The sequence below is a fragment of the Pseudomonas sp. 18058 genome (assembly GCF_902706155.1).
GTDB lineage: Bacteria > Pseudomonadota > Gammaproteobacteria > Pseudomonadales > Pseudomonadaceae > Aquipseudomonas > Aquipseudomonas rustica.
Genome location: NZ_CACSJY010000010.1, coordinates 55,169 through 79,305, shown reverse-complemented (window position 1 = coordinate 79,305; position 24,137 = coordinate 55,169). Strand labels below are relative to the sequence as shown.

Annotated in this window: 22 protein-coding genes and 3 tRNA genes; 12 read left to right on the top strand and 13 right to left on the bottom strand. The window is 57.8% G+C overall.

The genetic code is table 11. The annotated features are described in order from the left end of the window. Positions 1–97 precede the first annotated feature (97 nt). From hbdH to GVL50_RS07830, 9 genes are all read right to left on the bottom strand, one after another. Positions 98–871 (bottom strand): 3-hydroxybutyrate dehydrogenase, encoded by a 774-nt coding sequence (gene hbdH, locus GVL50_RS07870; protein ID WP_159812380.1) that lies wholly within the window; start codon positions 869–871, stop codon positions 98–100. A gap of 7 nt (positions 872–878) precedes the next feature. Beyond that, on the bottom strand, positions 879–2,270 hold the full coding sequence (locus GVL50_RS07865; RefSeq protein WP_053120493.1) for a GntP family permease: 1,392 nt from the start codon (positions 2,268–2,270) through the stop codon (positions 879–881). A gap of 285 nt (positions 2,271–2,555) precedes the next feature. Beyond that, complete coding sequence (locus GVL50_RS07860; RefSeq protein ID WP_159812379.1) at positions 2,556–3,962, bottom strand: sigma-54-dependent Fis family transcriptional regulator; 1,407 nt, start codon at positions 3,960–3,962, stop codon at positions 2,556–2,558. 136 nt (positions 3,963–4,098) lie between these two features. Then, positions 4,099–5,673: an ABC transporter ATP-binding protein gene (locus GVL50_RS07855; RefSeq protein ID WP_159812378.1), complete on the bottom strand. Its 1,575-nt coding sequence runs from the start codon at positions 5,671–5,673 to the stop codon at positions 4,099–4,101. Positions 5,674–5,687: 14 nt separating this feature from the next. After that, on the bottom strand, positions 5,688–6,710 hold the full coding sequence (locus GVL50_RS07850; protein ID WP_159812377.1) for an ABC transporter permease: 1,023 nt from the start codon (positions 6,708–6,710) through the stop codon (positions 5,688–5,690). Beyond that, positions 6,710–7,771: a microcin C ABC transporter permease YejB gene (locus GVL50_RS07845; RefSeq protein ID WP_159812376.1), complete on the bottom strand. Its 1,062-nt coding sequence runs from the start codon at positions 7,769–7,771 to the stop codon at positions 6,710–6,712. Before GVL50_RS07845 ends, GVL50_RS07850 begins: the two co-directional genes overlap by 1 nt. Continuing rightward, entirely contained in the window at positions 7,771–9,639 is a 1,869-nt protein-coding gene (locus GVL50_RS07840; protein WP_159812375.1) for an extracellular solute-binding protein, read from the bottom strand. The genes GVL50_RS07845 and GVL50_RS07840 overlap by 1 nt, the downstream gene beginning before the upstream one ends. 135 nt (positions 9,640–9,774) lie before the next feature. Further along, a complete protein-coding gene (locus tag GVL50_RS07835; protein WP_053120421.1) occupies positions 9,775–10,056 on the bottom strand; it encodes a peptidylprolyl isomerase in 282 nt (93 codons plus the stop codon). 95 nt (positions 10,057–10,151) lie between these two features. Continuing rightward, positions 10,152–11,021, bottom strand: a complete 870-nt coding sequence (locus GVL50_RS07830; RefSeq protein WP_159812374.1) for an alpha/beta fold hydrolase — start codon at positions 11,019–11,021, stop codon at positions 10,152–10,154. A gap of 335 nt (positions 11,022–11,356) precedes the next feature. Here GVL50_RS07830 and GVL50_RS07825 point away from each other — a divergent pair, with 335 nt between their 5' ends. Next, positions 11,357–12,535: a hypothetical protein gene (locus GVL50_RS07825; RefSeq protein ID WP_256671836.1), complete on the top strand. Its 1,179-nt coding sequence runs from the start codon at positions 11,357–11,359 to the stop codon at positions 12,533–12,535. Positions 12,536–12,578: 43 nt separating this feature from the next. On the opposite strand, the gene GVL50_RS07820 is transcribed toward GVL50_RS07825, so the two are convergent. Next, entirely contained in the window at positions 12,579–13,655 is a 1,077-nt protein-coding gene (locus GVL50_RS07820) for a 3-deoxy-7-phosphoheptulonate synthase (protein WP_159812373.1), read from the bottom strand. A gap of 618 nt (positions 13,656–14,273) precedes the next feature. On the opposite strand from GVL50_RS07820, the gene GVL50_RS07815 reads away from it, so the two are divergent. From GVL50_RS07815 to GVL50_RS07780, 8 genes are all read left to right on the top strand, one after another. Continuing rightward, positions 14,274–15,035: a carbon-nitrogen hydrolase family protein gene (locus GVL50_RS07815; protein ID WP_159812372.1), complete on the top strand. Its 762-nt coding sequence runs from the start codon at positions 14,274–14,276 to the stop codon at positions 15,033–15,035. Beyond that, entirely contained in the window at positions 15,032–15,475 is a 444-nt protein-coding gene (locus GVL50_RS07810; RefSeq protein WP_159812371.1) for an N-acetyltransferase, read from the top strand. Before GVL50_RS07815 ends, GVL50_RS07810 begins: the two co-directional genes overlap by 4 nt. Before the next feature lie 127 nt (positions 15,476–15,602). Further along, a complete protein-coding gene (gene uvrY, locus GVL50_RS07805) occupies positions 15,603–16,244 on the top strand; it encodes a UvrY/SirA/GacA family response regulator transcription factor (protein ID WP_024012761.1) in 642 nt (213 codons plus the stop codon). Positions 16,245–16,246: 2 nt separating this feature from the next. Continuing rightward, entirely contained in the window at positions 16,247–18,070 is a 1,824-nt protein-coding gene (gene uvrC / locus GVL50_RS07800) for an excinuclease ABC subunit UvrC (protein WP_053120410.1), read from the top strand. 32 nt (positions 18,071–18,102) lie between these two features. Further along, positions 18,103–18,663, top strand: coding sequence for a CDP-diacylglycerol--glycerol-3-phosphate 3-phosphatidyltransferase (gene pgsA / locus GVL50_RS07795; protein ID WP_053120408.1), 561 nt, complete (start codon positions 18,103–18,105; stop codon positions 18,661–18,663). Positions 18,664–18,723: 60 nt separating this feature from the next. Then, positions 18,724–18,799: transfer RNA gene (locus tag GVL50_RS07790), tRNA-Gly, on the top strand. A gap of 47 nt (positions 18,800–18,846) precedes the next feature. Beyond that, a tRNA-Cys gene (locus GVL50_RS07785) sits at positions 18,847–18,920 on the top strand. A gap of 195 nt (positions 18,921–19,115) precedes the next feature. After that, a tRNA-Leu gene (locus GVL50_RS07780) sits at positions 19,116–19,202 on the top strand. A 71-nt stretch (positions 19,203–19,273) separates the two neighbouring features. Here GVL50_RS07780 and GVL50_RS07775 read toward each other — a convergent pair. Then, a complete protein-coding gene (locus GVL50_RS07775; protein ID WP_159812370.1) occupies positions 19,274–20,227 on the bottom strand; it encodes a LysR substrate-binding domain-containing protein in 954 nt (317 codons plus the stop codon). Between the two features lie 141 nt (positions 20,228–20,368). On the opposite strand from GVL50_RS07775, the gene GVL50_RS07770 reads away from it, so the two are divergent. From GVL50_RS07770 to GVL50_RS07760, 3 genes are all read left to right on the top strand, one after another. Continuing rightward, positions 20,369–21,547, top strand: coding sequence for a M20 aminoacylase family protein (locus GVL50_RS07770; RefSeq protein WP_159812369.1), 1,179 nt, complete (start codon positions 20,369–20,371; stop codon positions 21,545–21,547). Positions 21,548–21,577: 30 nt separating this feature from the next. Further along, the gene (locus GVL50_RS07765; protein WP_159812368.1) at positions 21,578–22,882 is read left to right on the top strand and encodes an MFS transporter; all 1,305 of its coding nucleotides are present in this window, start codon (positions 21,578–21,580) and stop codon (positions 22,880–22,882) included. A 100-nt stretch (positions 22,883–22,982) separates the two neighbouring features. Beyond that, positions 22,983–23,240, top strand: a complete 258-nt coding sequence (locus tag GVL50_RS07760) for a hypothetical protein (RefSeq protein WP_159812367.1) — start codon at positions 22,983–22,985, stop codon at positions 23,238–23,240. A gap of 44 nt (positions 23,241–23,284) precedes the next feature. Here GVL50_RS07760 and GVL50_RS07755 read toward each other — a convergent pair whose 3' ends face one another. Further along, entirely contained in the window at positions 23,285–23,569 is a 285-nt protein-coding gene (locus GVL50_RS07755; RefSeq protein ID WP_053120401.1) for a hypothetical protein, read from the bottom strand. 286 nt (positions 23,570–23,855) lie between these two features. Then, positions 23,856–24,086: a hypothetical protein gene (locus GVL50_RS07750; RefSeq protein WP_053120399.1), complete on the bottom strand. Its 231-nt coding sequence runs from the start codon at positions 24,084–24,086 to the stop codon at positions 23,856–23,858. Between the last annotated feature and the right edge of the window lie 51 nt (positions 24,087–24,137).

Genomic DNA, 24,137 nt, shown 5'->3' with positions numbered 1-24,137 from the left:
GTGGGAGCGGGCTTGCTCGCGAATGCGTCGTGTCAGTCACCATCATCGCTGGCTGACACACCGCATTCGCGAGCAAGCCCGCTCCCACAAGAGCAGGTCACTGCGCTAGCCAACCACCATCAATATTCCATGCCGCCCCACGCACCTGGCTGCCTGCCTCACTGCACAAAAAAAGCACCAACTCACCCAGATGCTGCGGCGTCACAAACTCCAGTGACGGCTGTTTCTCAGCCAGCAAATCGTGCTGTGCTTGCTGCGGTTCAACACCCTTGGCCGCTCGATCATCAATCTGCTTCTGCACCAGCGGCGTCAACACCCAGCCGGGGCAAATCGCATTGCAGGTTACATTGCTGGTCGCGGTTTCCAGGCCGACCACTTTAGTCAAACCAATCACGCCATGCTTGGCCGCAACATACGCCGCTTTGCCGGTCGAGCCGACCTGGCCGTGCACGGACGCAATGTTGATGATCCGTCCCCAACCTTTGGCGCGCATACCCGGCAAACTCAGGCGAGTGCTGTGAAATACCGACGACAGATTGATCGCAATGATTGAATCCCAGCGCTCCACCGGAAACTCTTCTACCGCCGCGACATGCTGGATGCCGGCATTGTTGACCAGAATGTCCACGCCACCGAACTCGCGCTCGGCGTAGGCGATCATGTCGGCGATCTGCGCCGGGTCGCTGACATCGGCGGGGTGATGGCCGACCTTGCCGCCGAACTGGCCGACTTCGGCAATCACGGCGGAGGCATCACCGAAACCGTTGAGAATCAGATTGGCGCCGGCCTTGGCCAGGCTCAGCGCGATGCCCAGACCGATGCCGCTGGTGGAACCTGTAACCAGTGCGGTCTTGCCCGTAAGAGTGGCCATGAATACCTCACACAATGCCAGTGGCGTAGAAAGTGCCGATCACTACGAAAACCGCTAGGGTCTTGATCAGCGTAATACAGAAAATGTCTTTATAGGCTTCACGGTGGGTCAGGCCGGTGACCGCAAGCAGCGTGATTACCGCGCCGTTGTGCGGCAGGGTGTCCATGCCACCACTGGCCATCGCGGCCACCCGGTGCAGCACTTCCAGCGGGATATTCGCCGCATGCGCCGCTGCGATAAATTGCTCGGACATGGCCGCCAGCGCAATGCTCATGCCGCCCGAGGCGGAGCCGGTGATGCCGGCCAGCAGGGTCACGGTAATCGCTTCATTGACCAGCGGATTGGGAATGCCTTTGAGCCAGTCCGCCAGCACCAGAAAACCAGGCAAGGACGCGATCACCGCACCAAAGCCGTATTCCGAAGCAGTGTTCATCGCCGCCAGTAACGCACCGCTGACCGCACTTTTGCTGCCTTCGGCAAGTTTGCTGCGAATCGCTTTAAAGCCGAAGGCGAGCACCATCAGAATGCCCACCAACAATGCCGCCTGAACCGCCCAGATCGCCGTCAATTTGGCGATTTCGGTGGTGACCGGCGTGGCCATCCCCGGCAACGCGAGGCTGTGAGTCTTGCCGTACCACTGCGGAATCCATTGGGTGAACAGCAGGTTCATGATGCCCACCGCGAGCAGCGGCGACAGCGCGATCCACGGATTAGGCAGCTTCAGATCCTCAGCAGTCTCCGGTTCGTTACGCAGTTCGGTGCCGTAACCTTCGCCGGCCCGTTGCGCCTTGTTACGCTGACGCTGCAGAAACAGCATGCCGGCGCAAAACACGAAGATTGTGCCGATCAGACCCAGCCAGGGCGCGGCCCACGCGGTGGTGTTGAAGAAGGTGCTGGGGATGATGTTCTGGATTTGCGGGGTGCCGGGCAGGGCGTCCATGGTGAAGGAAAACGCGCCGAGGGCGATGGTCGCCGGAATCAGCCGTTTGGGAATATTGCTCTGGCGGAACATCTCCGCCGCAAACGGGTAAACGGCAAACACCACCACGAACAGCGAAACGCCGCCGTAAGTGAGCAGGGCGCAGACCAGTACGATGACCAGCATCGCCTGTTTGGTGCCGAGGAGTTTGATCGCGGCGGCGACGATCGAACGTGAGAAACCGGACAGTTCGATCAGCTTGCCGAACACGGCGCCGAGCAGAAATACAGGGAAGTAGAGTTTGATGAACCCGACCATTTTCTCCATGAACACCCCGGTGAACGCAGGGGCGACGGCGGAAGGGTCGGTGAGCAGGACGGCGCCGAGCGCGGCGATCGGGGCAAAAAGGATAACGCTGTAGCCACGGTAAGCGGCGAGCATCAGCAGCGCGAGGGCTGCCAAGGCAATGATCACACTCATGGTGTGTCTCTCCGGAGTTGTTATTTTTGTGGGTGGTGCGGTGTGGGAGAGGATATAGCCAGATTTGTGCCAGGTGTTTAAGTTATTGATATATATGGGTTTGTCGTAGTAATTGGCGCGAGATTATGAAGTGTTGTCTCTTTTTTGAGATGGTCGCTGTCTGTGAGGGCCTCTTCGTGAGCAAGCCCACTCCCACCTTTGGAATGCGTTCCCCTGTGGGAGTGGGCTTGCTCACGAAGCTTTTGATCTTTTCTTGTTAGGGAGATAAATATCTCTTAAATGAGACTATGCAATCCCCAGCGCCACCATTTTCTTATACAACGTCGACCGCCCAAGCCCGAGCCGAGCCGCCGCCTCCGGCACTTTCCCCGCACATTGCGTAAGGGCGGCCTCAATCAATTGCCGATCAAACCGCTCCCGCGCTTGAGCGAACGTCTCCTCACTTGGTGTTTCAAGTGTGTGTATCGACACACGCTCAACTGGGCTCAGCGGCCCGATTGCTGCACGAATGTCACTCTCCGTCAGCATCAAGTCATCACTGAGCAACGCCGCGCGCTCAAGCACATTACGCAACTCGCGAATATTCCCCGGCCAGGCATGCTGCCCAAGCAGATCCAGCGCATCGCGGTGCAGCTCATGCTGACTGCGCAGTTCCTCCAGAATCGCCTCACTGAGCGCCGGCAAATCATCAAGACGCTCACGCAACGGCGGCACTTGAATCGGCAGCACATTGAGGCGGTAATACAAATCGGCACGGAACTCGCCGCGTTTGATCGCCGCTTGCAAATCGGTCGAAGTAGCAGCGATCACTCTCACATCGCTTTGAATCACCTCGTTCGAGCCCACCGGCTCAAACTCCTTTTCCTGCAAAACCCGCAGCAGTTTGCTTTGCAGCGGCAGCGGCATGTCGCCGATCTCGTCAAGAAACAACGTGCCGCCCTGGGCGATTTGCAATTTGCCGGTGCGGCCCTTGCGGTCGGCGCCGGTGAACGCGCCCGGCGCTGTGCCGAAGAATTCCGCTTCCAGCAGCGCTTCAGGAATCGCCGCGCTGTTGATGCTGACGAATGCCTTGTGCGCACGCGGCGAAGCACTGTGAATCGCCTGCGCCAACAACTCTTTGCCGGTGCCGGTTTCACCGAGCAGTAACACCGGCGACTCGGCACTGGCGCTGCGACGTGCGCGGCGTTTGACTTCAAGGCTGGCGGCGCTGGTACCGATGAAATGGGCGAAGTTGTATTTGGTCTGCCGTGCGCGCAGCAGTGAACGGGTCGAGGCCAATTCTTCCTGCATGCTCAGGTAGCGCTTGAGCATCGGCGATAGCGTGCGCAACTCGTCGAACAGGGCGAAACCGATGGCGCCAATGACTGTGCCGGCATCGTCATGGATCGGCAGGCGCATAACGACCAGCGGTTCTTTTGGCGTGTCTTGCATATCGAGCAGGATCGGCCGCCCGGTGCGCACCACTTCACGCAGCAGGCTGCCGGGGATCACGCTTTCGCAGGGCTTGCCGATGGCGCCTTCAGCGGAGTCGAGGCCAAATCGGCGCGCGTAACGCTCATTCATCCAGACGATATTGGCATCACGATCAACGATCACCGTGCCTTCGCTGGACTGCTCGATGATCTCGAACAACGAGCGGATCGCCAGCGTGCGCACGCGTTGGTAGTCCTTGAGGCTTTCGGTGGTGTTCATCTGAGAGCTGATCCTGATTGTGTATTGCCAGTGGCGGCCCTTTCGCGAGCAAGCCCGCTCCCACAGGGGGAATGCATTGCGAATGTGGGAGCGGGCTTGCTCGCGAATGCCGCGATGCGGTCTAACAGAGAAATGCCTACCCCGGATGCGCCGCCGCCAACAGCTCTTTGGTATACGGATGCTGCGGCGAATCAAACACATCATGACTGGCGCCGCGCTCGACCACTTTGCCGTCCTTGATCACGATCATGTCGTGCGCCAAGGCGCGCACCACCGCCAGATCATGGCTGATGAACAAATAGGTCAAACCGTGCTTTTCCTGCAAATCGCGGAGGAGGGCGACCACTTGTTTCTGCACGGTTCGATCCAGCGCAGAGGTGGGCTCATCCAGCAAAATCAGCGCCGGTTTCAGCACCAGCGCCCGCGCGATGGCAATACGCTGACGCTGTCCGCCGGAAAACTCATGAGGGTAACGATGGCGACTTTCCGGGTCGAGACCGACTTCCTTGAGCACACGGATCACTTGCGCATCGCATTCATCGGCGGTGGATTCGCAATGCACCTCCAGACCTTCGCTGATGATCTGCGCCACGGACATGCGCGGGCTGAGGCTGCCGAACGGGTCCTGGAACACCACCTGCATCTGCCGACGCCATGGCCGCAGTTGCTTCTGGTTGAGCCCGTCGAGCGCTTCGCCCTGAAAACGGATGCTGCCTTCGGAGTCGAGCAAACGCAGAATCGCCTGACCCAGCGTTGATTTGCCCGAACCGGACTCGCCGACGATTCCCAAGGTTTTGCCACGCTGAATGGTCAGGCTGATACCGTCCACTGCGCGCAAATACTGCTTGCGCTGAAACAGACCGCCGCCCAAGGCAAAATCGACCCGCAGATCCTCGACTTCCAGCACGTTCTCGCGCTCATCGCGGGGCAGCGCTTCGCCCTCGGGCTCGGCGTTGAGCAAGACGCAGCTGTACGGATGCTTCGGTTCGGTAAACAAAATCTCGCACGGCGCCTGCTCGACAATTTCCCCGGCCTTCATCACGCAAACCCGCTGGGCGATGCTGCGCACCAGATTCAGATCGTGGCTGATCAGCAGCAGCGACATGCCGAGGCGTTGTTGCAGGGATTTGAGCAGCAGCAGGATCTTGCGCTGCACCGTCACGTCCAGCGCCGTCGTCGGCTCGTCGGCGATCAGCAATTCTGGTTCGCACGCCAGCGCCATGGCGATCATCACCCGCTGCCGTTGCCCGCCAGACAATTGATGCGGATAAGCCTTGAGGCGTTCTTCAGGCTTTTTGATGCCAACCAGTTGCAGCAATTCCAGAATGCGCGACTGCGCCGCTTTGCCGCCGAGGCCACGGTGCAGCAACAGGGTTTCGCCGATCTGTTTTTCAATGCTGTGCAGTGGATTGAGCGAAGTCATCGGCTCTTGGAAAATCATCGCAATGCGATTGCCGCGCAGTTCACGCATGACCTTGGGGTCAGCGCCGACCAGTTCCTGGTCGCGATAACGAATGCTGCCGGTAGTGCGGGCATCACACTCGGGGAGCAATTGCAGGATCGAATGCGCGGTCACCGATTTGCCCGAACCCGACTCGCCGACCAGCGCCAGGCACTCGCCGGGGCGGATGTCCAGACACAGGTTGCGCACCACGGTCTGGTCATTGAAGGCGACGCTGAGGTCGCGGATTTCGATCAGGTTGTCAGTCATCGTCAATCTCTGCTTCAAGAGCGTGGGTCAAAGGCGTCTCGCAACGCTTCGCCGATAAACACCAGCAACGACAGAATCAGTGCCAAGGTGAAAAACGCCGTCAAACCTAACCATGGCGCCTGCAGATTCTGTTTGCCCTGACCGATCAATTCACCCAGCGAGGCGCTGCCGGCGGGCATGCCAAAACCGAGAAAATCCAGCGCGGTCAGGGTAGAAATTGCACCGGTCAGAATAAACGGCAGATAGCTCAACGTGGCGTTCATCGCGTTGGGCAGGATGTGCCGGACAATCACTTTGCGATCAGTCAGCCCCAAGGCCCGTGCGGCTTTGACGTATTCCAGATTGCGCCCACGCAGGAACTCGGCGCGCACTACATCGACCAGCGCCAACCACGAAAACAGCGCCATGATCCCCAGCAGCCACCAGAAATTCGGCTCAACGAAACCGGAGAGGATGATCAGCAGATACAGCACCGGCAACCCCGACCAGACTTCCAGCAGGCGTTGCCCGATCAAGTCGACCCAGCCGCCGTAATAGCCTTGCAGCGCACCGGCCGCAATGCCGATCAGCGCACTGACAAACGTCAGCATCAACGCAAACAGAATCGACACGCGGGCGCCGAAAATCACTCGGGCCAGTACGTCCCGCGCCTGATCGTCGGTGCCCAGCCAGTTCACCGTTGTTGGTGGGCTCGGCGCCGGTTTGTTGAGGTCGTAATTGGGCGTGTCATCGCTGAACGGAATCGGCGGGAACAGCAGCCAGCCACCGTCCTTGCGGATCAGATTCTGCACATACTCGCTACGATAATCGGCCTGAAACGGTAGTTGCCCGCCGAACTCCTGCTCGGTGTGACGCTTGAATACCGGGAAATACCATTCACCCTGATAGCTGACCATCAGCGGTTTGTCGTTGGCGATCAACTCGCCGCCCAACGTCAACGCAAACAGACAGATAAACAACCACAACGACCACCAGCCCCGACGGTTTCTCTTGAAACGCTCGAAGCGGCGACGGCCCAACGGCGAAAACTTGAGCATCACGCGTTCCTCGCTGCGAAGTCGATGCGCGGATCCACCAGCGTGTAGCAGAGGTCGCCAATCAGTTTAATCAGGAGGCCAAACAGGGTGAAGATGAACAGCGAACCGAATACCACCGGATAGTCACGAGAGACTGCCGCTTCGTAGCTCATGCGCCCCAGCCCGTCGAGGGAGAAGATCACTTCGATCAACAACGAACCGGCAAAGAACACGCTGATGAACGCTTGAGGAATGCCTGACACCACCAGCAGCATCGCGTTACGAAATACATGCCCATAGAGCACGCGTCGCTCGCTCAAGCCTTTGGCCCGGGCAGTCACCACGTACTGGCGAGTAATTTCGTTGAGGAACGAGTTTTTGGTCAGAATCGTCAGCGTGGCGAATCCGCCGATCACCAGCGCCGTCACTGGCAGCACAAGATGCCAGAAGTAGTCAGTGATCTTGCCGAGTGTCGACAGCGATTCGAAGTTGTCCGAGACCAGACCGCGCACCGGGAACCAGTTCAGCGAAGTGCCGCCGGCAAACACCACGATCAGGAACATCGCAAAGAGGAACGCCGGCATCGCGTAACCAATGATGATTGCAGTACTGCTCCAGATATCGAAATGACTGCCGTGGTGCACGGCTTTGCGGATGCCCAGCGGAATCGATACCAGATAGGTGATCAGCGTCGCCCAGAGCCCTAGGGAAATGGTTACCGGCATTTTTTCGAGGATGAGGTCGGTCACCGTGGCGCCGCGAAAGAAGCTCTTGCCGAAGTCCAGTTGCGCGTAATTCTTTAGCATCAGCCACAGCCGTACATGCGCGGGTTTGTCGAAGCCATACTGTTTTTCGATGTCCTTGATCAGTTGCGGGTCGAGGCCGCGACTGGCGCGCGATGTACTGTTAATGGCTTCACTGGCACCACCACCGACATTGCCGCCGCCGATACCTTGCAAGTGAGCGATGGCCTGTTCCACCGGGCCACCGGGCGCGGCCTGAATGATCACGAAATTGACCAGCAGAATGATCACCAGTGTCGGAATGATCAGCAGCAGACGCCGCAGTATGTAACCCCACATCAGTGCGGCCCTCCGGGTTTGCCACGACCGATTTTCTCGGCCGTCATCTGTTGGTTGGTCAGCGGTGTGCTGCTGATTTCCCACCAACTCTCGATCGCTTCGTCATTGCTCGCTTGCACCGCCGGCATGCCGAAGCGGTTCCACCAGACCGTCGAGGTGCCAGGCGGGTAATAGTTGGGAATCCAGTAGTAATTCCATTGCAGCACCCGATCCAGTGCGTGGGCGTAATGCAGCATGTCGGATTGCGTCGAGGCGCGGATCAGGCCGTTGATCAGCGTATCGACGGCCGGATTTTTCAGCACCATGTAATTGTTGGCACCGGGATCGTTGGCCGAGGCCGAGCCGAAATAGTTGAGCAGCTCGCCGCCGGGGGAAGTGCTCACCGGGTAGCCGGTGACGATCATGTCGTAGTCGCGGCTCATCAGGCGATTGACGTATTGCGAGGAATCGATGCGGCGGATATTGAGGTCGATGCCGATTTGTTTCAGCGTGCGTTTATAAGGCAGCAGCAAGCGATCCATGCCGTTCTGGCTGACCAGAAACGTGAAGCTCAGTGGCTCGCCCTCGGCATTGACCAACTGATCGCCATCCGGTTTCCAGCCAGCCTGTTCCAGCAGCTGCAAGGCTTGCAGCTGTTTATCGCGGATCATCCCGCTGCCGTCGGTTTTCGGCGCTTCGAACACTTGGCTGAAGACTTCATCAGGCACCTGGCCACGCAGCGGTTCAAGGATCTGCAGCTCCTGCGCATCGGGCAGTTTTGACGCGGCGAGCTCAGTGTTGGAAAAGTAGCTTTGCTGGCGGATGTACAGGTTGCGCATCATCTGCCGGTTGCTCCACTCGAAATCCCAGAGCATGGCCAATGCCTGACGCACGCGACGATCCTGGAACATCGGCTTTTGCAGGTTGAAGACGAAACCTTGCGCCGATTGTGGCGCCTCAGTGGCCAAATGAGCCTTTTGCAGGCGCCCGTCACTCAATGCCGGGCTGTCGTAACCGATCGAGTAACCGGTGGCCGAGAACTCGCGGTTGTAGTCATACGCGCCACCGCGCAGCACCTGACGGGCGACGTCGGTGTCGCCGAAATACTCGATGCTGAAGTGATCGAAGTTGTACAAGCCGCGGCTGACCGGCAGATCCTTGCCCCACCAGTTGGCATTGCGTTCAAAAGTGATACTGCGTCCGGAGTCGACCTTGCCGACGCGATACGGGCCGCTGCCCAATGGCGCTTCATAGCCGCCACCGCCAGCGAAGTCACGGGTCTTCCACCAATGCTCGGGAAACACCGGCAGGGTGGCGATATCCAGTGGCAGAGTGCGGTTTTCATTGCTCTTGAAATCGAAGCGTACCGTCAGCGGCGCTTCGATTTCGACGCCTTTGACGTCGGCGAACTGTGTGCGATAGCGCAGGCTGCCTTGGGTCATCAACAAATCGTAGGTGTAGCGCACGTCCTCGGCGGTGATCGGCGTACCGTCGGCGAAACGCGCTTTGGGGTTGATGAAAAAGCGCAAGGACAACCCATCGTCAGCGCGCTCGATTTTTTGCGCGACGAGGCCGTAGACGGTGTAAGGCTCATCCATCGAGCGCTGCGCCAGCGGCGAATAGAGCATGCCGTCGATCTGGGTGACGCCGATGCCTTTGTCTATATAAGGAAGGACATGGTCGAAGTGGCCGATTTCAATCGCCGAGCGGCGCATCGTTCCGCCCTTGGGCGCCTGCGGATTGGCGTAGTCGAAGTGGCTGAAACCGGCGGGATACTTCGCCGGCTCGCCATAAACAGTCAATGCATGTTGCGGTGCCGCGCTCACACCTACGGCGCTCAACAGCAGCGTCACGGCAGTGAACATCAATGTGGGGAAAGCCAGTCGCATTGTCAGCCTTAGAGCCGGGTGATCGATAAGCGTAATTTGTACGCGAGCAACGCGCGGCTCGCCAGCCGTATCGTGTAACTGAAACACAACGGCCCACCAAAAGGCGGGCCGTTATGTTTCATTCAATGCGAAGGATCAGTCCTGACGGCTGGTCACTTCCAGCAGGTGATAACCGAACTGGGTTTTCACCGGGCCTTGCACGGTGTTGACCGGTGCGCTGAATACTACGGTGTCGAATTCCTTGACCATCTGGCCAGGACCGAACGAACCGAGGTCGCCGCCCTGACGGCTGGAAGGGCAGGTGGAGTTGGCCTTGGCCACTTCGGCGAAATCAGCACCGGCTTCGATCTGGGCTTTGAGTTCGTTGCACTTGTCTTCACTGGCAACAAGGATGTGACGGGCAGTGGCTTTAGCCATGGGGAAAATCTCCAATCAATATCAGTAAAGTGCGGAGCCTACCGGATTCAGTGGGCGATTTCTCGGCAAAGTTCCGTTTGCGTGACGCGGCAACATCACAGGTTAGCTGCCTGCAGGCGGCGGGCATGCGCCACGTAGAGTTCGATCGGATCCGGTGATACTGCGCGCAAGGCGCTTGCGCTACGCAGAATGGACAGATGGTCAAACGGGTAGTCCGAACGGATCACTTTCCCCAGGTGAGAACTGAAGCGGCCGACAAACCCGTCGTTTTGGCCAGCGTCTTTTTTGAAGTATCTGGCCAGGTTTCGGCAGATGTGCTCCACCGGATCGAGCGTTGGCTGACTGTGATCCGGCAACGTGCCGCTCCAGGAATAGTAATGAACATCATTGACCGACTCTTGCCCTTGGCCGCCCCAACTGTCGGGCAGGCCCTGAGGGTATTTTTCGTTGAAGCGGCCAACGCCTTGCGTCGTCAAGGCGCCAAGCGCAGCGATCGCATTCTGCGGCATGGCTATGCGGCCACTGAGCACCGACAAAAAATCGGCAAATAACGTGACGACGGTCTGCGCGATTTTTTCTGGCAGTTGTCCGGGAATCAGTGCTTCACGCAGCACATCGGCCAATTCCGATCCCTGGTTGGGGCCACTCACCGATGTCACGGAAGCGACGGCGTGTGGGGCAAGCGCCGCAGCGTATCGAGCGGCGAGTGCGCCCTGACTGTGCCCGATCAGATTGACTTTGCTCGAATCGGTACCCCTGAGCACCCGGTCGATTTGCTGCAACAATTGTTCACCGCGCATTTCGTTGTCATGGGTGGCTGAAAGATGCGGCACAAACACTCGGCAGCCGACAGCCTGAAGTGCTTTCTTGACGTCGTGGAAGAGTTCGAAGGAGCCAATACGCTCGAATCCGAACAGGCCATGTACCAGCAGGATCGGGTACTGAGTTGTAGCATTCCGTTGCATGTTGACTACCTTTTCGCAGAGGTTCTGGGTGAAATCTGCGTGCCACTCTAAAACAGTCATTCCGTTAGCGAAGTACGAATAAGCTTCGGTTGTCGTTGGAATCTGGACTAGAAGCTGTACGAAACTTCGGAAAGTGCTGAAATCCAGCTCCTATTCTTTGGACGTCTATCGGACGGCGTGTTGGTATTTTTTGCGGCTTGCCTACTTTGCGTGATGCCTTTGCCTCCGTGCTTAAAGGCATTCGGCTGATATCCATTGAATGATTGAGCGCGTTCAATAGGGGCAGTCAACGCGGTCATTGACGACAGCGTTTAATCCAAGGAATGGAGGCACCCATGACTACGCATGAAGCACATCTGTCAGTCGCGTCAGCGCAGAGCCCCGGCACTTTTCAGCAGCGCTGGGTTGCACTGGATAAACAGGGCGCGCTGAGTTTCAAAGCGGATGAAACGTCGCTGGAGTTCTGCTTTCGAGCGGGCAATACCCTGGATGCCGAGGCAGTGCTTGCATTGCCCGCACCTAATCTTGATTCGATGACACAAGCCGTACTTGACCCGTCCCTGAAGAGGGCCATCGTCCGGATCCCGCCTTACCCGAACATGGCGTGCGGCGATAAAGTGCTGTTGCGCTGGGAAGGGCTCGATATCGATGGGTTCACCTATCAACATGAAAGCGCTCGCTTCGTCAGCGAAGCACAGGTCGGCAAGGAAATCGTATTCGTCATAAAAGGCGTGCATGTCGCGGCGCTGGATGGTGGCTCGCTGGAAATCTACTGGACGCTTTACAGTGCCAAACAAGCGCAACCGGTCACGTCTGCCAGGTTGCAACTGGACGTCGGCGATGTTCGCCCGAGGTTGCTTGCGCCCTATGTCGAAGAAGCGGTTGGCGCAATCCTTGATCCTGAGCGACTCAGCGAAGGTACCTGCATCAGCCTTCGACCGTATTCACGTATGGCCGAAGGCGACAGAGTGTTGTTGACCTGGCAAGGCGCTGTTCTGACGGAGGTGTTTAACGATGCATTGACCCTGCAGTCGTTGGCGGTAGGCAATACGCTGTCTTTCTGGATTGGTGCTGATCTTATTGCGGGACATCTTGGCGGCGAAGTGACAGCGCGTTATCGGGTTGAACCGAAAACTGGCGAGGCGCGAGATTCCGACATCGCAACCTTTGTCATCGCACCTTTGATTCGTGGTTTGCTCGAGGCGCCGGATGTCCTCGAAGCTCAGGACGACGTGCTTGATGTGGTGGACTCAACGGATGGCATCACCGTCGTGATCGGCAATGCCCAAGCTCAGGAGGGAGAGTTGGTCTATCTCAAGTGTGATGGTGATTACTTCAACCATCGCGATGAGCGTGAGATTACCCGCGAGTCAGCGGGGCAGCCGTTGGTGTTTATCGTGCCCCACCGGTTCTGGCGTGAGCATCAGGGCTCGACAGTGCGCATCGCCTATTCAGTGGAGCGTTCGGATGATGACAGTCAAGCTTCCGCGATAACGTTGCTACGGGTTGAGTAACACGATTGCCCTCCGGTGCGAAAAGTCCCGGAGGGCGTTGTCATCAGGTGCGCGGCTGAGCACTCAAACGCTTTGCAGCATCCAGAAGCATGTGCTCCGTCGCGTTGAAACCCAGGCAACCATCGGTGATGGATACGCCGTAGCGCATCGTAGGACTCAGCGGCTGGCAACCTTCGAAAAGATGCGACTCAATCATCATGCCAATCAGTGAACGGTCACCTTGCAGGCGCTGTTCGAGTACGTCATTGAAGACAGCGGGCTGACGCGAAGGATCCTTGCCGCTGTTCGCGTGACTGCAATCGACCATGATTCGGCCGGGGATTTTCAGTCGGGTCAGTTCGGCATTGATGGCGGTTACGCTGTTGCGGTCGTAGTTCGGCCCCTTGTGGCCGCCGCGCAGTACTAAGTGGGTATCTGGATTGCCCGGCGTTTGAATGATTGCCGGATGCCCTTGGCTGTCGACACCGAAATGCCGATGCGGGTGTGCGGCTGAGCGCATGGCGTCAACGGCCACTGCGGCGCCACCGTCGGTGCCGTTTTTGAAGCCGACCGGCATGCCCAGGCCGCTGGCCATTTCGCGATGGATCTGCGATTCGGTGGTGCGCGCGCCAATGGCGACCCAACTCAGCAGGTCATCGAAGTAACCGGCGGCCATGGGTTGCAGCAGTTCGGTAGCGACTGGCAAACCGAGGCGAATCATTTCCAGCATCAGTTCGCGCGACAGGCTCAGGCCTGCCGCCATGTCATCGCTGCCATCGAGGTGCGGATCATAAGCGAGACCTTTCCAGCCCACTGTAGTACGGGGTTTTTCCACGTAAGCGCGCATCACCAGGAGCATTTCGTCGCTGACTTGATCGGCAAGACGGGCGAGTTTGCCGGCGTATTCGAGGGCAGACTGAGGATCATGTATTGAGCAAGGGCCGACGATGACCAGTAAACGTTGGTCTTCACCGTTGAGAATGGCGCTTACCGCCTGGCGGTGTGTGGCGACTTGCTGGCTCAAGGCAGTGCTCAGGGGCAATTGCTGCTTGAGTTGCAACGAGCTGGGCAGACGTAGGGTCAGCGCTTCGTTGGCAGAGTTGAGGCTGGACAGTGGCAGAGCAGAAACGGACGAGTTCATATTCACAATTCCTGGGCTGGCGGCGGGTGCTTCCCGCTCGCTCGGCCCTACTGGGGTGTTCGACAATTGGCCGTATTGGCTACGTGTGTGCGTTTGCCACCGGTGGGTGACCGATCGGAGGCGGCAGGCTGTCCCGAGCGGAGGCTGGTAAATCGCCAGGCGGTAAAAGTGTCGTAACGGTAATAAGTGGCGTAGTTCATGGGTAAATCCTCAAAAGTGTCTGGTGCGTTGCTGAAAAAGCAGGGGCCAGAAAAAACAAAACCCCCGGTCGGGAGGCCGACCGGGGGTTGAGAAATCTCTGGTAGGCGACCCGTTTTACATGGGCGCCGTTTGGGTATCAGGCGCGCTAGTGGCTAAACCAATACCCAAAATAAAAGCTGACCGGAGCGCAAACGTCTTTCGCCCACGCAGCCGCCATCGAGCGCAGGGCGCTGACGACACGAAGCTGTGGAAGGGCGTTGAACATGGTCTGTCTCCAATGAATGCGCCGAGCTTACTAGAGGCCGATGCGCCTCAGCAATCAGAAAATGCTATGGCGTGAAGAACATTTTGCCTATCGCTTGAGCGTAGCAACAGTTGTGACAAACTCAGCGTTTTGCCTGAACCCAAGGATGAACCATGTCGACGCTGACCATTGCTGCTGCCCAATCCATCTCCATTGCGGGGGATCTTGCGGCGAATATCCAACGCCATTTGTGCTTTATCGAAGTGGCGGCGGAGCAGGGCGTCGAGTTGCTGGTCTTTCCGGAGTTGTCGCTGACCGGTTATGAAGGTGAGGCGGCAGCAGCGTTGGCCATTGATCCGCACGATGCGGTCATTCAACCGTTACGCGATCTGGCGCGAACGCTGGGCATCACCGCTGTCGTCGGTATGCCGATCCGGGCGGATAAACCAACTGCGGTATGGATTGGCGCGTTGGTCTTGGGGGCTAATGGTTCGCTCGGTGTTTATAGCAAACAACATTTGCACACGGGCGAGGAGCGTATTTTCGCTCCAGGCATTGGCGGTGCAACACTGCGAATCGGTGACGATAAGGTTGCGCTGGCGGTTTGCGCTGATTTCAATCACGCCAGCCACGCGGCCGCTGCCGCTGACCAGAGTGCCAATCTGTACGCGGCGGGTGTATTGATCAGCGAGAAAGGCTACGAGCCAGACTCTGCTTTGCTGCACGGCTATGCTCGTCACCATTCGATGGCCGTATTGATGGCCAATCACGGAGGTCTCACCGGCGGCTGGCAGTCTGCGGGGCGCAGTGCGATCTGGTCAGAAACTGGCGATCTTGTGGCTTCGGCAGCAGGAGCGGGCGATTGTCTGGTAGTCGCACAGCGTCGTGATGGCGAATGGAGCGGGCGGGTCGTTGCAGTGGATCTGCCACGATGAGATTTCGGTTGCGTCGTGCAACGCCTGAGGACTTGGCGTTCGCCCGCGATCTCACCTGCAGGAACATGTTGCCGTACTACATTCAACATGAGCTGCTGTGGCAGGATGAAGCCTTTGACGTCGCCTGGATGGGCCGGGAAAACTGGCTGGTAACCCGCAATGATATCGCGCTGGGGTTTCTCAGCCTGAGCCGCGATGCGCGGGCACTGTACATACGCGAATTGCAGCTGGCTGAAGCGTTTCAGGGGCAGGGCGCGGGATCCTGGGCAATTGATCAGGTTATCGAGATGGCTCGCCATGAGAAGCGTTCGGCTTTGCGGCTGACGGTATTCGAAAACAATCCGGCAAAAAATTTGTATCAGCGAAAAGGACTACAGCTTCATGGAAAGGACGAGTGTTTCCTGCGCATGCAGCTCGATTTGAGCACGCCTGTGCTCTGAAAGCCACGGCTGGCAAGACCTCAAAGATGAATTGAAACTTTTTAAATGCGGCTTTCCGCTAGGTCTGTCTGGCTCTTTTTGCTAAGGTGTCGGGCATCCCAATAAGACCATATCGCGAGGTGTCTGCTTGATTAGGGTGCTAGTGGTCGATGACCATGATCTCGTTCGTACAGGCATTACACGGATGCTGGCCGATATCGATGGCCTGCAAGTGGTCGGCCAGGCCGAGTCCGGGGAAGAGTCCCTGATCAAGGCGCGTGAGTTGAAGCCCGACGTGGTGCTGATGGACGTCAAGATGCCCGGCATCGGCGGCCTTGAAGCCACCCGCAAGCTGCTGCGCAGTCATCCGGATATCAAGGTGGTTGCCGTCACTGTGTGCGAAGAAGATCCCTTTCCGACACGGTTGCTGCAAGCAGGTGCCGCCGGTTACCTGACCAAGGGCGCGGGATTGCCGGAGATGGTTCAGGCCATTCGCCTGGTCTTTGCCGGTCAGCGCTACATCAGCCCGCAGATCGCTCAACAGTTGGCGATCAAGTCTTTCCAGCCGACCAACGATTCGCCGTTCGATGCCTTGTCCGAGCGCGAAATCCAGATTGCGTTGATGATTGTTGGTTGTCAGAAAGTGCAGATCATTTCCGACAAGTTGTGCCTGTCGCCAAAAACCGTGAACACCTACCGTTACCGTATTTTCGAGAAGCTCTCGATCAGCAGCGATGTTGAGTTGACCCTTCTGGCAGTCCGACACGGCATGGTCGATGCCAGCGCCTGACCATGACTGAAGTATTCGATTCCGGCGCCTTTCTCTCCACCGTCAGTGGGCGCCCCGGCGTTTATCGCATGTTCGACAGCGATGCGCGCCTGCTCTATGTCGGCAAGGCCAAGAACCTCAAGAAGCGTTTGGCCAGTTATTTCCGCAAGACCGGGCTGGCGCCAAAAACCGCTGCGCTGGTCGGGCGTATCGCTCAGGTCGAAACGACCATCACCGCCAACGAAACCGAGGCGCTGCTACTCGAGCAGACGCTGATCAAGGAATGGCGGCCGCCGTACAACATTCTGTTGCGCGACGATAAATCCTATCCTTACGTATTCCTGTCGGACGGACAGTTTCCGCGTCTGAGCATTCATCGCGGCGCGAAAAAGGCCAAAGGCAAATACTTCGGGCCATACCCGAGCGCCGGGGCGATTCGCGAAAGTCTCAGCCTGTTGCAAAAGACTTTCTTCGTCCGTCAGTGCGAAGACAGCTATTACAAGAACCGCACCCGTCCGTGCCTGCAATATCAGATCAAACGCTGCAAAGCGCCCTGCGTCGGCCTGGTCGAGCCTGAGGTCTACGCCGAAGACGTGCGTCACTCGGTGATGTTCCTTGAAGGGCGTAGCCACGCGCTGACCAATGAACTCTCGACGGCGATGGAGGAGGCAGCGATCAACCTCGAATTCGAGCGCGCCGCCGAATTGCGCGATCAGATCGCCTTGCTGCGCCGGGTTCAGGATCAGCAGAGCATGGAAGGCGGTACGGGCGATATCGACGTCATTGCTGCGTTCGTCAATCCGGGCGGTGCCTGCGTGCATCTGATCAGTGTCCGTGGCGGGCGCGTGCTCGGCAGCAAGAATTTCTTCCCGCAAGTCGGGATTGAAGAAGATGTCTCTGAGGTCATGGCGGCGTTTCTCGGGCAGTATTTCATCAGCAGCCCGGAACGCGATCTGCCTAGCGAGTTGATCGTCAACGTCGTCCACGAAGATTTCCCGACGCTGATCGAAGCCATTCACAAGTTGCGCGGTCGTGAGTTGGCCATTAGCCACCGGGTGCGTGGCACGCGAGCGCGCTGGCAACAGTTGGCGGTCACCAACGCCGAACAGGCACTGAGTGCGCGTCTGGCCAACCGCCAACACACCGCTGCGCGTTTCGAAGCATTGGCCGAAGTGCTGAATCTGGACGAGCCTCCGCAACGTCTGGAGTGCTACGACATCAGTCACTCCAGTGGCGAAGCAACCGTCGCATCATGCGTGGTGTTCGGCCCGGAAGGCGCAATCAAATCCGATTACCGTCGCTACAACATCGAAGGTGTGACAGCGGGCGACGATTACGCCGCCATGCACCAGGCCTTGACCCGACGCTTCAGCAAGCTGAAGGAAGGCGAGGGCAAGCTGCCGGACATTCTACTGGTAGACGGCGGCAAAGGTCAGTTGTCGATGGCGCGTGACGTGCTCAACGAATTGGCGGTGCCGGATCTGATCTTGCTTGGCGTTGCAAAAGGCGCAACGCGCAAGGCTGGTTTCGAAACTCTGTATCTGAATGATGCGGCGCACGAGTTCACGCTGCGCGGCGACTCGCCGGCGCTGCATCTGATCCAGCAGATCCGCGACGAAGCGCACCGTTTTGCAATTACCGGGCACCGCGCACGTCGCGGCAAAACCCGGCGTACCTCAACGCTGGAAGGCGTTGCCGGTGTCGGGCCTACCCGCCGTCGAGATTTGCTCAAACATTTTGGTGGATTGCAGGAGCTGACTCGTGCCAGCATCGAAGAGATCGCCAAAGCCCCGGGGATCAGTAAAAAGCTCGCAGAGTCGATTTATGCGAACCTGCATAGCGAGTAGAATGCCCCCTCACCTCGTAGCCAGTTGTGCCGATGAATATCCCTAATCTGATTACCGTTCTACGCGTCCTGCTTATCCCGATCTTCATTTTGCTGTTCTATTTGCCGTACCAGTGGAGCTACATGGCGTCCGCTTCGGTGTTTGCCTTTGCCGCTGCAACGGACTGGCTGGATGGTTATCTGGCCCGTCGCCTGGAGCAAAGCACGCCATTCGGCGCCTTCCTCGACCCGGTTGCCGACAAGCTGATGGTCGCCGTTGCATTGGTGTTGTTGGTGCAAGAACACGGCAATCTGTGGTTGACTCTGCCAGCCGCCGTTATCATCGGTCGCGAGATTGTCGTGTCGGCACTGCGTGAGTGGATGGCCGAGCTGGGTGCCCGCGCGCATGTCGCCGTGTCCAATCTCGGCAAATGGAAAACCGCCGCACAAATGCTCGCGCTGGTGATCCTGTTGGCCAATCCGAAGGACTTTACCTTTTGGGTCATTCTGGGTTATTCGCTGTTGATGATCTCCGCAGGCCTGACGTTGTGGTCGATGGTTCAATACCTTCGCGCTGCCTGGCCGCATCTGAAGACCGATGTTGAAAAGAAATAAAACTTTTTTGAATCAAGGGGTTGACGGAGCTTCTTAATTCTATAGAATGCGCATCACCAAGCGGGAATAGCTCAGTTGGTAGAGCACGACCTTGCCAAGGTCGGGGTCGCGAGTTCGAGTCTCGTTTCCCGCTCCAAGTTTAAAACGCGTTTGTTGTTGTGCTACTGATAGCAAACGTTTTGAGGCCGAGTAGCAAAATGGTTATGCAGTGGATTGCAAATCCACCTACGCCGGTTCGATTCCGACCTCGGCCTCCACTATAAACAAGCTCCGTAGATCCATGATTTACGGAGCTTTTTTATTTGCACTGCGCTGTAAGATTTAGTCTTTAAAACAGCCAATGCGAACTTGCTTCACCGGGGAGTGATGTATATATTTCCCGCTCGGCTGTTCAAGCCTGCATCCTGTCAGGATCGCGACTGAACAGTCGGAGACAGCAACACCGCGCTACCGCCCGAATGGCGAAACTGGTAGACGCATGGGACTTAAAATCCCCCGCTCGTAAGGGCGTGCCGGTTCGATTCCGGCTTCGGGCACCATGAATATCAAGGGCTTGTATGACATATCTCATGCAAGCCCTTTTTTTTGCCCAGAAAAACCCGCCGAGTATTCAGATCAACAATTCCAGCGTATCGAACAACTGGACATACTCTTTGCGCGCCGAACGCGCGCGACGGCGGATAACCTGCGTCAGGCATTCAACAAAACACTGAGCGGCCACGCCCAACTGCACATTGCGGGTGGTGACGATGCCTATCGTGTCAGTCGCAAACGCTTCCTTCAGCGGCAGTCGCGCCACGCGTTCGCCATACATCGGCACGGTTAACATCGGCTCGGGGAAGTAACTGAGCATGTCAGTTTGCTCAATCATCAATAACGTCAGCTGAGGTGAGTGCGCGCGGTGGATGTGCTGCATATCGATCTGCGCACCGTGTTGCCAGAACAGTTCGGTCATCAGGCCTTCGTGACTGGCATCCGGGTAGTTCACCACCCAATCCAGATCGAGCAATTCATGGATGGATTGGCTGTGCCGCCGTGGATGCTCGCGGCGGGCGACGACTGCCATCTGATAGGCAAACAGGGGGTCGCTGACGAACTCCGGTCGCGGCAGCAGCGATGAGACCAGGCCAACCGCGAATTCCATGGTGCCGTCACGCAATCTTGGCAGCGCCACGGCCATCAACCCCTCGAAAATCTCCAGACGCACTTTCGGCATGCGTTGACGAAACAGCATCACCACTTCCGGCAATAACGTCATGCCCATCCAAGGCGAGATCCCCAACCTTAACTGGCCTTGCGCCTCGTGGCTCAGATGCGCGAGTTCCAGTTGCGCGCGCTCCAGTTGACTGAGCATCTGCCGCGCATGTTGCAGCAGCGACTGTCCGTATTGGGTCAGCACTACGCCGTTGGCATTGCGCACCAGCAGTGGCAAATGCAGGTGTTCTTCAAGCTCACGCAACGCTTTGGCGACTGAGGTCTGCGAGACACCCAGTTGCCGCGCGGCAGCACGAATGCTCCCGCAGTCGGCGGTCATCACCAGCGCGCGCAATTGATGCAGCTTCATCACTTCTCCCAGTCAAAGGTGTAAACCAGCGGGTTTCAGCCCCCGCTTTTTGCGACTGCCACGGCCATCGCCAACTGATTAGCATCGCAGCCTATCAGCGGAACACCCGAAAACAAGACTTTAAAAAATGAGGAGTACGTGATGATCGACCTGCCTGCGCTGCCCGGTATCCGCGCGATCGAGGAAGAAATGATTGCGCTGCGGCAACACATTCATGCCCATCCAGAATTGAGCTTTGAGGAGTTCGCCACTGCCGACCTCGTTGCCGGAAAACTTGAAGAATGGGGCTATGAGGTGCATCGCGGGATGGCGGGCACCGGCGTCGTTGGACTGTTGCGCAACGGCAGCGGTGGCAAAATGATCGGCCTGCGTGCCGACATGGACGCCTTGCCGATTGTTGAGCAAACGGGCCTGGCGTATTCCAGCCGACACGATGGCGTCATGCATGCCTGCGGGCACGACGGTCATACTGCGATGCTGCTCGCGGCTGCCAGACATCTGGCCGACAGTCGTGAATTCGATGGCGCGCTGGTAGTGATTTTCCAGCCCGCAGAAGAAGGCGATGGCGGCGCGCAACGCATGTTGGATGACGGCTTGTTCGAGCTGTTTCCCTGCGATGCAGTGTTTGCGATGCACAACATGCCGGGCCTGCCGGTCGGCAAGCTCGGTTTTTTACCGGGGCCGTTCATGGCCTCCACCGATACCGTGACCATTCGAGTCGACGGTATTGGCGGGCATGGCGCGATGCCGCACAAAGCCATTGATCCGTTGTTTGTCGGCGCTGCGATTGTCATGGCGCTGCAAAGCATCGTCTCGCGCAACGTTAATCCGCTCGACACTGCCGTGGTCACCGTCGGCTCCTTCCACGCCGGCATTGCCCCGAACGTCATTGCCGATCACGCCGAACTGCAACTGAGCGTGCGCGCACTGAAACCTGAAGTCCGCGACGAATTGATCTTACGAATCACCGACCTGGCCGAAGCGCAGGCAACAAGCTTCGGCGCGAGTGCCACAGTCGTCGTCGATCAGGCCCAGCGTTTTCCGCCGTTGATCAACCATGCCGAAAGCACCGAATTTGCCCGACAAATTGCCGTTGACTGGCTGGGTGAGGAGGGGCTGATCCGCGATCTGCAACCGCTGACCGGCAGCGAAGATTTCGCCGTCATGTTGCAGCGCTGCCCCGGCTGCTACCTGCTGATCGGCAACGGGGATGGCGAGGGTGGCTGCATGGTGCACAACCCGGGTTACGACTTCAACGATCAATGCCTCGCGACAGGGGCCAGCTATTGGGTGCGCCTGGTCGAAACCTTTCTGCGCTGATTCGTGATCGATCTTTGAGGAGTTCACCCGATGTCTGCATCTGTTTCCAGCGCAATACCTGCGGCTTCTTCAGTTCGAAAACCGCTTGGCGCGCGTGCCATTGCCGCGATCACCATCGGTTCCGGGCTGGAGTTCTACGATTTTTCTGTTTACAGCTTTTTTGCCACCCTAATTGGTCGGCAGTTTTTCCCGGTCGAAAGCACGTTAGGACAATTGCTGCTGTCACTGGCAACCTTTGGTGTCGGCTTCGGCATGCGCCCGATTGGTGGTCTGGTGCTGGGCGCCTACGCCGACCGCGTTGGGCGTAAACCGGCAATGATGGTGACGTTATGGCTGATGGCGCTGGGTTCGTTGATGTTTGCGATTGCGCCGACGTACGCGCAGATCGGCATCGCGGCGCCGGTGATCATCGTGCTGGCGCGGCTGGTTCAGGGCTTTGCGATCGGTGGCGAAGTGGGCGCCTCCACAGCGATGTTGATGGAATACGCTGACGATCGCAGCCGTGGCTTTTATGGCAGTTGGCAGCTGTTCAGTCAGGGATTGAGCTTCATGCTCGGCGCGCTGGTGGCACTGGCGCTCAGCTCATTCTTGAGCGCTGAGGCACTGGAAAGCTGGGGCTGGCGTCTGCCGTTTGTGTTGGGGATGTTGGTGATCCCGGTCGGCATCTACATCCGCCGTCACTTGAAGGAAACCGCCGCTGAAACACCAGATGGCAGTGAGGCGACGTCCAGTCTGCGAGTCATTTTCCGGGACTATCGGCGGACGGTCGTCAGCGGTGTGTTGTTGGTGATCGGCAGCACGGCATCCAGCTATATCGTGCTCGACTACATGACCAACTACACCGTGACTGTCCTGCATCTGCCGATGACCATGGGCACGACGGCTGCCTGTCTTGGCGCGCTGGTGCAGATCAGCCTGTCGATCTGGGCGGGGCGGTTGAGTGATCGCATCGGTCGGCGGCGCACGATTGCGCTGGGCTGCATTCCGATGCTGCTGCTGATTTATCCGGCCTTTATGTTGATGAATCTGTATCCGACGCTGATAACACTGCTGGCCGTTTCATTGGTCACCACGTTTCTGTTGGTGCTGATTACCGTGCCGACACTGGTGCTGGTGACCGAGCTGTTTCCACGGGCGATTCGTGCGACCGGGCTGTCGATCATTTATTGCCTGGGCGTCTCTGTTTTCGGCGGCTTTGCGCAGTTTTTTGCTACCGGGCTTATCGGGCTGACGGGCAATAACAATGCGCCAGCCCTGTACATGATGTTCTGCGTCGGTCTGACCTTGATCGGTTTGATGAGGGTCAAGGAGACCGCCGGCAAGCCGCTGGATTAGTGTTCGGCTGTTTGTTTCAGCGTTTCATATGCCTTGGCTGTCGCTCTTTCAATTCAGCATCTATAGTCAAATTCCCAAGTCCAAACAGGTGGAATTCGTCATGAAGCGATTAGGTCTGTTCGTTGTGTCCTTGGTTGTTGCGACACCGCTTTTTGCAGCCGGTGACTTGTGTGCCGTCAACTTGCAGAAGTTAAAAGAATTAAGGGAAACGGCGGTAATGGGACAGCCTGCTTTGGGCAATATCCAGCAAGACCGTAAAGATGCCGAGGCCGCGCAAAAGGCAGGCGACAACCAGAAATGTATTGATTTAACGAACCGGGCTTTGAAGACCGTGAAGGATGTTCAGGGCAACAACTAGTAAGCAATGGGCCGGCACTCGCCGGCCCATTTTTTATTTGCGGACTAAACGAAGGCTTGTCCGGCAAAGCCGCGAGGCAGGCGTTGACGCCCCGGCATCGCAGCCAAACGCTCTACCCATGAGGACCGCCAGTTGACGGCGTGGTGTGTGGTTTTGGCCTGGCGTGTTGCGCGTCGAGCCGCGTTACGCTGATCTTTTCTGGCTTGCTTGTACGCATCGGTATTACGGCAGCTGCGGCACTTCACCCGATTGAGTTCGCGGCTGGCAGTGAGATGTTTGCCTTTATGCCCGCAGGCTAAATGACCATCGACGTTGAAATGGATAACCATGAATCGTCTCCTTTGTGACGTGTACTAAATTGTGACCACTGATAGTCGCGGGTGTTCGCCGAGCCAAATTTCAGGCAAAAAAACACCCGCATGCGGGCGGGCGTTAAGTGTGATCTCCAAAGGAGTGATTTCACTGTAGGCGCGCAGATGTGATGATTTTGTGAAAATAAACAAATCAACGAGGAAAATATAAACTCCGGACAGATAATCCCTCGGTAACACAGCCGTCGCCGCTCTAGAGCCCCGATCGAAAGTCGCAGCGGGGCGTTCGTGCTATTCGCGTTTGTTATCTAAACCGTGGCAGAGGCCGGTCAATGGGTCTGAGCGCCGACAGCGTGTTGCGAATCAACGGCGCGTCTTTCTCGATGTCATTCAGACGATCGCGAATACGCAGGGCGGTGGGGTGACCGCCTTGATGATCAACCCAGTCGGCGATCTCTTTGCAAGCGGCCGCGAGGCGCGCCTGCCGGGCGTCGAGCAAGGTGAGGAGGGTGGTGATGGACTCTTTTTCGGACATGGAACACCTCCGTTCGGTGAAACCGCTGAGCGGCAGCAAAAAGCCCGCGAA